Origin of the sequence: Micromonospora zhanjiangensis (assembly GCF_042650605.1) — a bacterium.
Taxonomy (GTDB): Bacteria; Actinomycetota; Actinomycetes; order Mycobacteriales; family Micromonosporaceae; genus Micromonospora_J; species Micromonospora_J zhanjiangensis.
Map to the genome: position 1 here is coordinate 1 of NZ_JBHSBN010000056.1, position 12,958 is coordinate 12,958.

The following is a 12,958-nucleotide window of genomic DNA, read 5'->3' on the forward strand; positions in this document are numbered from 1 at the left end:
CTCACGCTTCGCCCGCCCCCGCGCGGACAACCCACCTCCATCGGGATACCTCATCCCATCGATCTACCCCAGCCCACGGCCATCACACAGCCCACATCGGACGAACCTGACCATTCAAGATCTGTATTTCACAGGTACTCAGTGCTGGTCGAGGCCGACGGCCTGGGTGATGTAGTCGCGCAGGGCTGTCTCGTTGATACCCTCGAGCGTTTTGATCTTCACGTGGCGGGTCTTCTTGCCGACTCCTTCGAGCAGGCCGTGGGCGTCGGCAAATTCCGTACCGCGCTCGAAGGCGAAGGTCAGATGTGTCTTGCTCTGGCTGATGACCGCGAGGATCTTCTTGCCGCGCCAGGCCGGCGAGCCGTAGGTGAGGCACTCGGTGGCGCCTGGAGCGGTGTCGGCCATCAGCGCGCGAAGGGCGGCAACGATCTCCCGGTACTTGGGATCGAGCTTGGTTTCGACGTAGGTGTCGACGTCACTGCTGGTCATGGGGTTGTTGTTTCCCTTCACTGTGCTGCCGAGTAGTCCATGTGGGTGGCCTCCCAGAGGTGGCCGTCGGGGTCGATGAACCCGCGGGTGTAGACGAAGCCGAGGTCTTTGGTGTGGCCGGAGGGCCGGCCGCCGTGGGCTGTGGCGGTTTCCGCGATCTCGTCAACGCGCTGCCGGCTTTCGACCCCGACGGCGAGGATGGCTTCGACGCTGTCCGCGTTCGCGATCTTCTTGTCCGTGTACGTGACGAAGTACTCCTCGGTCAGGAGCAGTACGAAGGCGTCCTGGCCGAGGATCATCGCCTCCATGTTCTCGTCGGCGAACTGATCGTTGAAGGCGAACCCGAGCTGGGTGAAGAAGTGCCGGGAGGCCGCCAGGTCCTTGACGGGCAGGTTGATGAACAGCACGGGAGAGGTCTCCAGGGGTTGAGTGCGTGGGGTGGTGACGACTAGAGTATGGTCAATAATCTTGATAGTCAAGAACCATGACGATATTCGGAGACGAACGATGGATGATACGCCCCAGAAGACTGCGGACCTGGGCGTGCTGACCGGGCAGCTGATGCGCGCGATCCAGGAGGAGCTGTTCGAGACGCTCGCGGAGCAGGGTCACCCGGCCGTGCGCCCACGTCATGGCTCAGTCCTGGCCTTCCTCCGGCCCGAGGGGGTCCGGGCAACCGAGCTCTCCGCCCGGTCCGGGCAGCACAAGCAGATCGTCGGCACGATCGTCGACGAGCTTGTCAAGCTTGGCTACGTCCGCCGAGAACCTGACCCCGACGACCGTCGGGCCAAACGCATCGTCCCCACCGAGCTCGGCCTCGACGAGATCGCCAAAGCCCGCGCAGTTCTCGCAGCCATCGAAGACCGTCACGCACAGGCCCTAGGTGTCAATCGCTTCACGGCCTTCAGGACGACGCTACAGGAGATCACCAACAACCAGCGCAGCTGGCGCCAAACCGCCGGTTCGCAGACCTGATCTGGACCAGCGCGCGGCATGCCGGGACCTCCCCGTTCGATGCGCATGCCGGTGGCGTAGACGAGACCGCAAGATCCAATGCCGTTCAGATAAGGCGTCTGGCGAGGTCAGCGTGGTGGACTGACGTCGATTGTGGGGGGCCGGTACGGTGGCTGGCCGTGACGTCATCGGCAGTCGAGGCAGGATCACGGCCGTGGGGCCGGTTGACCGACCACATCGAGTTGGGTGTGGTGTCGGCCCGGTTCAGTCGTGACCTGCTGGAAGAGGTCCTGAACCGTACCGGGCGGCGGGAGAAACGCAGTCGGCGACTGCCCGCGCACGTGATGGTCCGGTACGTGATCGCGATGGGGTTGTTCGCCGCCGAGTCGTATGACGAGGTGATGCGTCGGCTGGTCGGTAACCTGCGCAAACTTGGCTCCTGGAGCGACGACTGGCAGGTCCCGACCAAGTCGGCGATCAGCCAGGCCCGGCAACGGCTCGGGCCCGAGCCGATGAAAGCGTTGTTCGATCGGGCCGCGGTGCCGCTGGCCACGCCGGGTACCAAAGGCGCCTGGCTTGCCCGGCGCCGGTTGATGGCGATCGACGCGACCAGTTTCGACGTGGCGGACACGGCGGCGAACGTGGAGCAGTTCGGCCGGATGGGTTCCGGACCCAAAGCGTCGGCGTATCCGAAGGTGCACGTCGCCGCGCTCGCCGAGTGCGGCAGCCATGCGGTCGTCGGTGCGGTGCTGGGTGGCTGCCGGACCGGGGAACGCACCCTGGCGGCCGATCTGACCAGCACCGTTGGGCCGGGCATGCTGGTGATGGCCGACGCCGGCCTGTACTCCTACGACCTGTTCACCGCGTTCGCCGCGACCGGCGCCGATCTGGCCTGGCGGATCGGGGCGTCGGTGTCGGTCGGGCACCTGCGCTGGTTGCCGGACGGTTCCTACCAGGCGCTGATCTACGCGTCCGGGCTCGCCGCCGCCCGCCGGGCGCGGCTGGCCGAACAGGCCAGAGCCGGCCAGGAGATTCCCGCCGACCTGGCCCGACTGGTGCGAGTGGTCGAGTACACCGTCCCGGACCGCAACCCCGACGGTGACCTGATCGTCGTGGTCACCACCATCACCGACCCTCACGAGGTGCCGGCTGCCGACCTGGCCGAGGCGTATCACCAACGATGGGAGGAGGAGTCCGCGCTGGACGAGATCAAAACCGATCTGCGTGGCCGCGGCGGGGTCCTACGCTCGCAATCGCCGGACCTGGTCGAACAACAACTGTGGGGGCTGTTGCTGGCGCACTACGCCATCCGCGCCCTGCTGCTGGACGCCGCTGACCCCGCCGGCTACGACCCGGACCGGATGCCGTTCATCAAAGGCCTGCGGGTCGTGCGCCGCCAGGTCACCGACCAGGCGGCCATCACCCCCTGAACACCTTTCCGACGCCCTGACCGACGCGCTGGCCGAGATCCGCAGCCAGCCCAACCCACCCCGCCGCGACCGGACCTGCCCCCGCGTCATCAAACGCACCCGACACAACTCCTACCGCATCAAACGCCCCACCCACCGAATCACCCGCCATCCCGGCCCGCCGACACCGCTACTGGCCTGCCCAGACAGCCTTATCTGAACGGCATTGCGTCAGGACGTGCCGATGAACGAGCGGTGGGCGGAACCAACGAAATCAAGCAGGCCGGATGTCGAGCAGGGTCGTCGGTGATGGAAGATCCTCTGGATCCGTCTCACCGACGCCGACCCACTCGATGCCGCCGAGGACCTCTCCCCGCTGAGGGGCCTCGACCGTATAAAGGAACAGGCCGTCGTAGGAGTCTGCGACGCCGGCATTGACACGTACCGCCATCCCGAGGCCGCGACCGCACTGGAAATCGATGGATGGGCACCCGCAGCCGCACGTGCCCACGACGACCACCTCCGCTGCCTGGCGCCGCAGGTCCTCGACGCCCTCGAAATCAACGGTCAACAGCGCCTCAAGCACTGCGCGCTCTCGCTGGGTCAGCGGCCGTGGGTCCATGGCAATGATCGTCGCACCGGCGGCGACATCAATGTCCGCTACTGCCGCGATCAGCTTGCGACGTGGCCTTGTTGCGCGGTCTGGACGACGTACGGGCTCACGGCATGGCGCACAATCTGGTTGGATCGGCGTTCATGCAGATGGTGGAACATCCCTGGGGCATCACCGCGTTCGGCGCGGCGAGCGTGAAGGCCGTGCCGGACCTTGTGCGGGTGAGGTTCAAGATCGTACGGATGGAGCAGGCCCCGGCCGCCGCGTTCGAGGCGGTCCGGACAGCCGTAGGGGCCGTGCGTGGCGCGCTGCGGGAGCACGGGATCATGGACGCGGCGGTGGAGGGTTCGCGGCTGGACCTGAGGACCGCCAGCGAATATGTGGACGGGTCACGCAAGTTCGTCGGCTATCAGTGTCAGGCTGCCTTCGCGGTCCAGTCCGACGTACTGGACGACGTCGAACCACTGTTGATCGACATCGTTGCTGCGGGCGCCAACGAGATCGAGGGCGTGGATTTCGACGTCACCGGCAAGCGGGAACTACGAGCCGAGGCTCGGCGCAGGGCAGTGGCCGCGGCCCGCGCGAAGGCCGAGCTTTATGCCGATGCCGCCGGCGTACGCATCGGCGCGGTCCTGCACATCGAGGACATCGACCCGGAACAGCCGGGCGCTGCTCGCTACCGCAGCCACGCCGAAGCCGCCGCGACGAGCGCCCAGGACCTCGCCCCGGGCCACGTCGTCGTGTCCGCCGCCGTGGTGCTCGGCTACGCCGTAGCCCGCGATTGACCAATCACGCCCACCGAGACCAAAGCAGGGGTGTCACGCGCCCACGTCTCCCGTCCAAGGGATTCGACGGTATGCCTGGCAGCAGATACAACAGCGATGACGCCCCGCTCACGCAAGAGCAACGGGCCGACAGTCGCGAAATGCGGGCGACAGTCGTAGGCAGCGCCTCCGTCGCTGACGTCCTGCACAGCCCGACGGGGTCGGCATACTCCCGCCCGTTCGGTAGCGGAAGAGGCTGGCTCGACCGTCGCCGACAGACGACCCGGTCGCGTCGCGCTCTCGTGCTATCGCCGGAAGATGGCTGAGGACGGGCGATCGAATTTCTCCACCACCCGGATTCCGTTGTCGGTTGCTCGGGGGTGCCGGATCCTCGATCCTGGGGCGCGGCTGCTCGGCAACCACGGCGGCTGGGCCGGGTGCCACACCAGCACCGGTAAGTCGCCGGGCGACGGCGCCGACGGCAGGTTGTCAACGCCGACGCAACCTTGACCCCCTTGTTCCGGGTGGGTTCCAGTACTTGTCGCAACACACCTGATCATGTGAGGCGTGTTGATGGGACGACGAGGGCGTAGGCGCCGGCTCAAGTTGGAGATGGAGTACTGGCGGCTGCTGCAGTCCGGGGTGGGGACGTTCGAGGCGTGCCGCATCGTCGGGATCATCCCCGCGTGCAGGGAAGCAGTCCGTCATCCCGGACAGTGAAGACCGACGCAACGGATCATCCCCGCGTGCGCGGGGGAGCAGAGGCACGTGTCGTCGTGGACGCGGGCGAACTTCGGATCATCCCCGCGTGCGCGGGGAGCAGATGATGCTGGACATCCTCCCGGAGACCCCAGGTCTCCTGATCTCGGATGTCCGTCAAAACGGGGCAGGCCCACTATAGTGCGCATCGGTGCGGACCGTGGAGGTTCAAGTCCCCCTCGGGGCACCAGGTTCCCGCATCGGTGCGCAGTTTCCCGTACCGATGTGTTCAAGGGGCTTTGAACACCTCGCCCTCCGATCATCCTCGTCGATACCGGCTGTTGGCGCTGAGGCGAGGTGGTCGTGGTGACCGTCTCGTTCGTGCCCCCGGTGACTCCCCAGGACCGTTCCGGACCGTGACGCCCTCGTGCGGCGGGACCGTACCCCGTTTCCCAGGCTTCGCTGATATCGAGGATCTCCAGCTCCAGGCCCGGGGGCAGCGCGGGCGCCACGGCCTTCGCGTCCCGGGTCTTCGCCGTATTGGCCCTGGAGTCCGAGGCCGACCGACCCACGGCTGTGAGCGCAGCCGTCGTGGCGTCCAACGCGACTTCACAGGTCGCCATGGCCAGATCAAGCCAGTGCCACGGGTCCGAACGGCCATGATCGTCGGGCCGGTCGACGTAGGGTCCGGAGATGGTGTCCGTGACCCGACTGGACCATGTCGTGATAGCCGTCTCGGATTGGCAGGTCGCTATCGGCTTCTACCGGGATGTCGTCGGCGCCGACGTGATCGGTGTCGCCGGTGACCGCGTCGCGTTCCGGATCGGCCCCGATCAGTTGAGCGTGCACGGGCCCGGTGTCGAGCTGGCCGATGACAACGTTGCGCGGATCCCTGTGCGCCCGGGCAACAGTGACATCTGCTTCCTCTGGGACGGACCGATCGAGGAGGCGGTCAGGCACCTGCGCGAGCACCATGTCGAGGTGGAAACGGGACCGGTTCGCCGGTTCGGCGCCGGCGGCGCGGGGACAAGCGTCTACTTCCGTGATCCCGACGGAAGCCTGATCGAGTTCATCTCCTACTCAGCGTCCGCTCGGCAGGTCGACCCTGGACCGGCAGGCGTGGACAGCCCGGCAGACGGTCAAGGGGCGTAGTCAAGGGTTCCAACGTCGCGCGCAACGATTTCCCGACACACCGACCCACCGGCGTGCCGGCGGCCGTACGGTCGCGGCATGGCACAGGACGGCCCGCAACCGCTGCGCCGCAAGCGGATGCCGCCACCCGGCCGATCACCTGCCTGGTCGCCGGCCCCGGGTACGGCAAGACGACGCTGCTGGCCGACTGGGCGGAACGGACCGGCGCCGCCTGGTACATCCTCGACGCCCACGACGGTGACCCGGGACTGCTCGTGGCCGGACTGCTCGCCGCGGTCGCGGAATGTGTCCCGGCTGACGGGGCGCCGCCGGCGCCGCTCGGCCCACAGGCCGGTTCCGCGTCCGCGGTGGACGCCATGGCCGCCGGTCTGGCCGAGACCGTCGACCGGGTGCTCGCGACCGACCTGGCCCTGATCCTCGACGACTGCGCCGAACTGCCGGCCGGCGCCCCCGGGGCGGCACTGTTGGCAGCGCTCTGCCGGCAGACGCCCCCGCGGCTGCATCTGGTGCTGGCCGGCCGGCGCGAGCCGGCCGTTGAGCTGACCGGTTCGCGTGGAACCGGCCGGGTCGCCGACCTGGCGGCCGACCAGCTCGGGTTCACCGCCGCCGAGACGGCGTCGCTGCTGGTGGCGGTGCTCGGGCCGGACGGCGCCGCGGTGGCCGCCTCGGCCCACCGGCTGACCGGGGCTGGCCGGCGGCGGTCCGGATCCTCGCCGAGGCGCTGACCCGGGTCCGGCCGGTCGACCGGCCCGCCCGGCTGGCCGGTCTGCGTCGGGCCGGGTGGCGACCTGCTGGAGTACCTGGCCGACGAGGTGGTGGCCGGCGCCGAACCGGTGACGCGGGCGCTGTGGCCACTGGTGGTGGATCTGCCCGGCTTCACTGCCGGGGCCTGCCGGGCGGCCGGCCTGGACGTCGGCGAGGCGGCCCTGCGGGACCTGGTGCGGCGCGGGCTGCTGCGCACGGTCGAGGAGGGGCCCGAGCCCGTGTTCGCCGTACCATCGATGCCGGCCGAGGCGGCGCGGACCGCGCTGCCGCCCGCGGCGCCGGACCAGCGCGACGCGCTGCGCGACGCCGTGGTCGCCTGGTTCGTGGCGCACCGGCGTCCGGCCGAGGCGCTCCGGGCCGTCCGCGCCGCCGGGAATCCCGGCGCGTTGGCCCGGCATCTGCGCCGGCACGGCGACCGGTTGCTCTGCGCCGGCGAGGTCGCCGCCGTCACCGATGCCGTCGACAGCCGCCGGCCGCTGCCCGTGGCCCCGAGCTGTACCGGCTGAGCGGGCAGGCCCGGCAGGTCCGCGGCGACTGGGTGGGCGCGCTGGCCGACCTGCGGCGGGCCGCGGGCGACGGGCCGAGCGTGCCGGCTGGGCTGGCCTGGCGGACGGCCCTCATCCACTACTTCCGGGGCGAGCTCAACGACGCGCTCACGATGCTCGACCGGGGTCTGGACGACCCGGCGTCGAGCCGGAGCGACCGGGCGCGGGCGCTCGGCTGGCTGGCCACCGTGCACTGGTTGCGGCAGGACCACGAGCGGTGCCGCTGGGCGGCCACCGAGGCGCTGGCCTTGGCCGTCGAGCTCGACGACGACGGCGCGCTCGCCGTGGCGCACACGGCGATGGCGCTGCTCGCGGCCATGGAGGGCGACCAGAGTGGCAACGTCACCCACTACCGGTACGCCGAGCGCGCGGCGCTGCGGTCCGGCGACCGGTTGGCGCTGATTCGGATCTGGAACAACCTCGGTTCACGACTGCTGGAGGAGGGCCGCTACCGCGCCGCGGCGCCGGCTTTCGAGGACGTGATCAAGCTGGCCGGGGAGACCGGTTACGCAGCCCTGGGCACGCTCGCCGTGCACAATCGGGGCCTGGCCAACCTCGGGCTCGGGCAGCTCGACGAAGCCGCCGCCGACTTCGGCGCGGCGGTGGCCAGCTACCGCGAGCTGGGCAGCCGGACGGTCGCGTACCCGCTGATGCGGCTCGCCGAGGTGCACCGGCTGCGGGGCGAACTCGGCCAGGCCCGGGCCGGGTACGAGCAGGCGGTGGCCGAGGCGCGGGCGGCCGGGGACGCCCAAGGTAGTGTGCCGGGGTTGGCCGGGCTGGTCCGGGTGTTGGTGGACGAGGATCCGCGGCGGGCCGCGGCGCTGGTCGATGAGGCGCTGACCGCCGGTGTCGGCCTGCCGGAGACCGAGGCCCTGCTGGCGGCCGGGTGGCTCGCGCTGATCCGGGGCGAATGCGAGGCCGCCGACTGGGCTCGCCGGGCGCTCGCCGCGGCGCAGGCTCGGCACCATCCCCCGCGGCTGGCCGAGGCCATCGAGTTGGCCGCGCTGGCCGGGGACCGGCCGGAGCTGGTTGACACCCGCCTGGCCGAAGCCGCCGAGCGGTGGGCCGCCATGGAGTATGCGATCGGATCGGCGGTCAACGACTACCTGCGGACCCGGCTAACGGGGCGGCCGAGCGGGGCGGCCGAGCGCCGGCTGAGCATCCTCGGCGTGCCCGCCGACGGCCTGCGGCACGGCGCCGGTGCGCTGCGCTGGCTGGCCGGCGGCGGCGCCCCACCGGCCGTGCGGCTGCGGACCCTGGGCGGGTTCCTGCTGCTGCGCGGCGCGACCGCGGTGCCGCCACCTCGGCGAGCAGCCGGGCGGCCTCGCCGGCGACCCGCACCCCGACCTCGGTCAGCGTGCAGCCCCGGCTGGTGCGGTGCACGAGTGCCACGCCGAGTTGGCGTTCCAGGGCGCGGATCTGCTGGCTGAGCGCGGGCTGGGCGACGAGCAGCCGGGCGGCGGCCCGGGTGAAGTGCAACTCCTCGGCGAGCACCGTGAAGTAACGCAGCCGCCGTAGGTCCGACCAGGCGGCCCGGGTCGGCGCGTCGGACATGGGCCCGTCATAAGCGCCCCTTATCGCCGGCCGCCCGATCGGTCTTGGACGGACACTGGCAAGCAGCTGCCCGCAGCGCTCGACGAGGTGGCGTACCGGATCGTTCAGGAGTCACTGACCAACGTCCTGCGTTGTGGTGGGGGGCGAACGAGATGGCTCAGGAAACATTCTGCCGCCGGGCTGCCTCCTGTCCCGCTAGGTAGCCAAACACCAGCCCCAGTGAGATCGTCCCTCCGGCGCCCCCGTAGAACCCCTTCGTTGGTGCGCCTCCTGCATTGCCGGCGGCGTACAGGCCTGGGATGACCTTGCCGTCGGTGTTCAGCGCGTGCCCGTGTGCGTCCGTCTTCGGGCCACCCACAGTGCCGAGCGCGCTGGCCTCAACCTTGAGCGCGTAGTACGGCGGGGTGTTGACGGGCCCTAGGACGCTTGACCTCGGGCTCTTCAGGACCGGTCGTACGATCTTCGTCATGGGCCCGACCACGAGGGAGCGCAGGCGTTCGGGGTCGTTCTTCTTCGCCGCCCGTGCCGCCAGCGTGCTCACGATCGGTCCGATCGCCTTTGCGATGACCATCCGCGCCTTCGCGGTGGCGGCTGGGAATAGCGCGTCGGGGGACTTCTTGCTCAGCCGGGGGTAGAAGGCGCCGAAGTACCGATCGAACAGCGTGCCACCGCGGTCGAAGTGCGGGTCGCGACCTCGTCCGGCCTCGGGATTGAACCGGTCGACGGTCCGGAGTAGCCCCACCTCGTCGACTCCGATCTGAGCCGCCAACCCCGCCAGCGTGTCAGCACGGTGGATGTAGTCGGGCACCGGCCCGCCGGGCGTAATGCCGAAGATGCCGAACTTCGTCCAGTAGTTGTGGTCGAAGATCAGCCACGCCGTGGCGTTCGGCAGGGTGTCCGTCCTTGGGTCCACCTCGCGCATGATCTTCCCGAGCTGGTCGTAGGGGAGAGCCTCGTTCGCGAAGCGCTCACCCTGATGGTTCACCATGATGCTGTGCGGCAGCGCACGCTCACCCAGGAACACCCGACTGAGTGGGCGGCCCTCCAGCGTCTCGCCGGGCACCTGCACCGCGGGCATCCACCAGGCGTCCTGCATGCCCGTCAGATCGGCGCCCACGTCCCGGGCCAGCTGCACCGCGATGCCCTCATGCCCCTGCGGCGAAACCTGCACTGCGAAGGGTGCGTGGAGGTGGCTCGTGGTCAGGTCGGTCGATCCCTCGAACCCGCCGCTGGCCAGCACGACGCCCTTGGTGGCACGAACTGTGCGCTCGACGCCATCGTCATCCTGTACGACGACGCCCCGCACCGCCGACTCATCCGTGATGAGCCGGACCGCGGGCGCTTGGACGCGCACGTCGACGCCGTTACCCAGAACCGCCTCGAGCAGGGCGCCGACCAACGCTGGTCCGGCGAGCCACACGACATCACTACTGATCCCACCGAGCAGCCAGAACGGGAGCGGATTCCTGGCCATGCCAGTCGTCAGGGCCGGTCGCACGAACGCGGCGGCCTCCCCCAATCCCTCGGGGGAGTAGGGGCCGGGGAAGAGGGCCCGTCCGACCGACGCGCCATCGATGTCGGAGCGGTAGTCCGGCCAGATCGTCGGGATCCACCCGAAAGAGGTGTGCTCTTCTATGAATCGGGCGACCTGCGGCCCCGTCTCCAGGAACTTCTCCACCAGCTCAGGGTCAAGAATCCTGTCCCGGCCCTCGCCATAGATGTACCGCCGAGCCTTGTCCAGGTCGTCGCTCACCTTCAGGTCCTTGGCCGAAAAACCATGATTCGGGATCCAGGCCGCACCCGCAGAGATTCCGGTAGCGCCACCGACGATCGGCTGGGACTCCACAACGAGGACCCGTGCCCCTTGCTTCGCGGCGCTGAGCGCCGCCATCAGCCCTGCCCCGCCAGAGCCGACGACTGCTACGTCCACCTCCTCGGGGACGCCGCGCTGTGACGCGGTCCCGATGGAGCCACGGTGCTGCGTCGAACCGTTAGCCACGATGTCCTCCGCACGATCAAGTCGGTCATGACCCTCCCAAATCAACTTAGGGCTTGCAGAGGATCAACACGCGGATTTCGGATCCGGCCGAGTTGCTTGTGGTAGTCGTTCGCGACCTGCGAGATGCCCATCGCCGAACTGCGCGCACTTCTGATGCTCATCGCCTGTTTGCGCGGGTCCGGTGAGTCCATACCATAACAGCGCCTCCCATCGTCGGGATCTGCGTTATTGATCTGCGAGCCCTCGGCTCATCTATTTCCATCTGGTCGCCAATTCCGGGCGGCGCCAGTTGCGTCGTACGGCGATCGGCTCGCCCCGTGAACGGCAGTCCCTCGTCGCCGTCCTTGTGCCGGTCTGGGTGACGTCGGGCGTGGTCGCCAGCAGACCATGGCCTCGTGCTCGGTGGCCGCCTTCGTGTTCGGTGGGGTCGGTCCTGTCGGTGCGCACCGCCGGGGCCGACGTCGGCCGGCAGATGGCGGCGTAGTAGATGCTCGCGATCTCCACCGCTCCCGGTACTGCCAAATCAGGTGCAGTCCGCCAAGGACGTGCGGAAGCCGAGCGCCTAAGGCGGTGCCTGCCAGGCGGCGGTGCCGCCGCCTGGCGACGGAGCTTCGTAAGAGAGTGTGGGGAACCGGCCCGATCGCAGGTTCCCCGCACTCTGACTCGAGCAAGGGCCAGACGCTGGCCCCCTGCCCGACCTCGGCCAGTGCGGCCGAGGTCGCCTTCGGTGCCCGGCGTCCGGGCATCCACCAGTTGGCCTTGCCGCACAGTTCCATCACCGCCGGGACGAGGATCATCCGGATGATGGTGGCGTCGACGAGCACGGCGACAGCCATGCCCAGGCCGATCTGCTTGACCGAGACGTCGGGGCCGAGCAGGGCGGTCGTGAAGATGGCGATCATGATGGCGGCCGCGGCCGTGATGACCTTGGCGGTCCGCGCCAACCCGAGAGTGACGGCCGTGCGGGTGTCGCCGGTTCGCTCGTACTCCTCACGGATACGCGAGATCAGGAAGACCTCGTAGTCCATCGACAGGCCGAACAGCAGCGGGAACATCATCATCGGCACCCAGGTCGTGACCGGCATCTCGGTGGGGAACCCGAGAACCGAGCCGAGCCATCCCCACTGCACGACGGCGACCAGCACGCCGTAGGCGGCGCCGATCGACAGCAGGTTCATCACGGCGGCCTGCAGCGCGATCGTGACCGACCGGACCAGCACGACCAGCAGCACCAGGGACATCGCGATGACGACCATGATCATCAACGGCAGCCGCGAGCCGGTGTCCTCGGCGAAGTCGATCGCGCCGGCGTTCGGACCGCCGATGTAGACCTCTTCGCCTCCGGCCGCCTCGGGCAGCACGTCGTTGCGGAGCTTGTGTACCAGGTCCGCGGTCGCCTCATCCTGGTCCGGTCGTGGGAAAAGCCATGAAGGTGGCGGCCTGTCCGTCCTTGCTGATCCGGGTGGCGTGGCGTAGGCGATGCCCTCGGTCTGCCTGACCGCTTCGACGACGGCACGCAGATCGGCGCCCGTGGAGTCGACCGCGATCACAGCAAGCCAAAGCCGACGACGACGGCGATACCGATCAGGGCGATGACGGCGAACACTGACCAGCGGACGGTCCGGCCCCACCGACGCCGCCGGAGTACCAGCGCCAGCGCGCCGGCGAGGACGACGTCCAGCGCCACAATCAGGACCGATATGAGAAGAAGGTCGCCGACACTGCCTGGACCACGGTTGCGAAAAGGCTCGAACGCGTCGCTCTTCGCGATCAGGACAGCCGCCCAGAGGACGGCGATCTGACCACCGATTCCGGCCAGCACTCCATTGAGGACGTACGGAAGACGGCGCATGACCTACTGTCGCACCATCCCGGAGCGTGGCCGTGTGGCGGACCCGGGCCCGACCGGGCGGCGTGGTTGTGGCCGTCGGTCGGGTCCGGGTCCGTGGTGTGTGGTGTGTGGTGGTTACGGGCTGGTGCAGGTCAGGGTCGGGCTGGATGGTGTGCCGTTGGCG

Annotated in this window: 13 protein-coding genes; 6 read left to right on the forward strand and 7 right to left on the reverse strand. The window is 69.2% G+C overall.

The features are described 5' to 3' along the window. Positions 1 to 138: 138 nt before the first annotated feature. Positions 139 to 489, reverse strand: a complete 351-nt coding sequence (locus ACFOX0_RS33090) for a DUF1801 domain-containing protein (protein ID WP_377553425.1) — start codon at positions 487 to 489, stop codon at positions 139 to 141. A 17-nt stretch (positions 490 to 506) separates the two neighbouring features. Continuing rightward, positions 507 to 896 (reverse strand): VOC family protein, encoded by a 390-nt coding sequence (locus ACFOX0_RS33095; RefSeq protein ID WP_377553428.1) that lies wholly within the window; start codon positions 894 to 896, stop codon positions 507 to 509. A 61-nt stretch (positions 897 to 957) separates the two neighbouring features. On the opposite strand from ACFOX0_RS33095, the gene ACFOX0_RS33100 reads away from it, so the two are divergent. Both ACFOX0_RS33100 and ACFOX0_RS33105 read left to right on the forward strand, forming a co-directional pair. Continuing rightward, positions 958 to 1,464 (forward strand): MarR family winged helix-turn-helix transcriptional regulator, encoded by a 507-nt coding sequence (locus ACFOX0_RS33100; RefSeq protein ID WP_377553429.1) that lies wholly within the window; start codon positions 958 to 960, stop codon positions 1,462 to 1,464. Positions 1,465 to 1,622: 158 nt separating this feature from the next. Beyond that, positions 1,623 to 2,873, forward strand: a complete 1,251-nt coding sequence (locus ACFOX0_RS33105) for an IS4 family transposase (RefSeq protein WP_377553431.1) — start codon at positions 1,623 to 1,625, stop codon at positions 2,871 to 2,873. Between the two features lie 253 nt (positions 2,874 to 3,126). Here the strand turns inward: ACFOX0_RS33105 and ACFOX0_RS33110 are convergent, their stop codons facing one another. Next, complete coding sequence (locus ACFOX0_RS33110; RefSeq protein ID WP_377553434.1) at positions 3,127 to 3,438, reverse strand: hypothetical protein; 312 nt, start codon at positions 3,436 to 3,438, stop codon at positions 3,127 to 3,129. A 98-nt stretch (positions 3,439 to 3,536) separates the two neighbouring features. On the opposite strand from ACFOX0_RS33110, the gene ACFOX0_RS33115 reads away from it, so the two are divergent. The 4 genes from ACFOX0_RS33115 to ACFOX0_RS33130 all read left to right on the forward strand — a co-directional run bounded on the left by ACFOX0_RS33115 (position 3,537) and on the right by ACFOX0_RS33130 (position 7,351). Continuing rightward, a complete protein-coding gene (locus ACFOX0_RS33115; protein WP_377553436.1) occupies positions 3,537 to 4,250 on the forward strand; it encodes an SIMPL domain-containing protein in 714 nt (237 codons plus the stop codon). A gap of 1,371 nt (positions 4,251 to 5,621) precedes the next feature. After that, the gene (locus tag ACFOX0_RS33120; protein ID WP_377553439.1) at positions 5,622 to 6,080 is read left to right on the forward strand and encodes a VOC family protein; all 459 of its coding nucleotides are present in this window, start codon (positions 5,622 to 5,624) and stop codon (positions 6,078 to 6,080) included. Positions 6,081 to 6,133: 53 nt separating this feature from the next. Next, the gene (locus tag ACFOX0_RS33125) at positions 6,134 to 6,805 is read left to right on the forward strand and encodes a hypothetical protein (RefSeq protein WP_377553441.1); all 672 of its coding nucleotides are present in this window, start codon (positions 6,134 to 6,136) and stop codon (positions 6,803 to 6,805) included. 90 nt (positions 6,806 to 6,895) lie between these two features. Then, the gene (locus ACFOX0_RS33130) at positions 6,896 to 7,351 is read left to right on the forward strand and encodes a hypothetical protein (protein WP_377553443.1); all 456 of its coding nucleotides are present in this window, start codon (positions 6,896 to 6,898) and stop codon (positions 7,349 to 7,351) included. 1,134 nt (positions 7,352 to 8,485) lie between these two features. Here the strand turns inward: ACFOX0_RS33130 and ACFOX0_RS33135 are convergent. The 4 genes from ACFOX0_RS33135 to ACFOX0_RS33150 form a co-directional block, all read right to left on the reverse strand. Further along, positions 8,486 to 8,944 (reverse strand): LysR family transcriptional regulator, encoded by a 459-nt coding sequence (locus ACFOX0_RS33135; protein WP_377553453.1) that lies wholly within the window; start codon positions 8,942 to 8,944, stop codon positions 8,486 to 8,488. A gap of 157 nt (positions 8,945 to 9,101) precedes the next feature. Further along, a complete protein-coding gene (locus ACFOX0_RS33140; RefSeq protein WP_377553445.1) occupies positions 9,102 to 10,943 on the reverse strand; it encodes an FAD-dependent oxidoreductase in 1,842 nt (613 codons plus the stop codon). A gap of 248 nt (positions 10,944 to 11,191) precedes the next feature. Then, on the reverse strand, positions 11,192 to 12,493 hold the full coding sequence (locus ACFOX0_RS33145; protein ID WP_377553448.1) for an MMPL family transporter: 1,302 nt from the start codon (positions 12,491 to 12,493) through the stop codon (positions 11,192 to 11,194). Beyond that, the gene (locus tag ACFOX0_RS33150; RefSeq protein WP_377553451.1) at positions 12,490 to 12,795 is read right to left on the reverse strand and encodes a hypothetical protein; all 306 of its coding nucleotides are present in this window, start codon (positions 12,793 to 12,795) and stop codon (positions 12,490 to 12,492) included. The genes ACFOX0_RS33145 and ACFOX0_RS33150 overlap by 4 nt, the downstream gene beginning before the upstream one ends. Between the last annotated feature and the right edge of the window lie 163 nt (positions 12,796 to 12,958).

What these genes read in the sequence shown, in the direction of transcription:
- ACFOX0_RS33090 (WP_377553425.1), bottom strand. Translation starts at nt 489, where the DNA reads ATGACCAGCAGTGACGTCGACACCTACGTCGAAACCAAGCTCGATCCC.
- ACFOX0_RS33120 (WP_377553439.1), top strand. Translation starts at nt 5,622, where the DNA reads ATGGTGTCCGTGACCCGACTGGACCATGTCGTGATAGCCGTCTCGGAT.
- ACFOX0_RS33135 (WP_377553453.1), bottom strand. Translation starts at nt 8,944, where the DNA reads ATGTCCGACGCGCCGACCCGGGCCGCCTGGTCGGACCTACGGCGGCTG.
- ACFOX0_RS33150 (WP_377553451.1), bottom strand. Translation starts at nt 12,795, where the DNA reads ATGCGCCGTCTTCCGTACGTCCTCAATGGAGTGCTGGCCGGAATCGGT.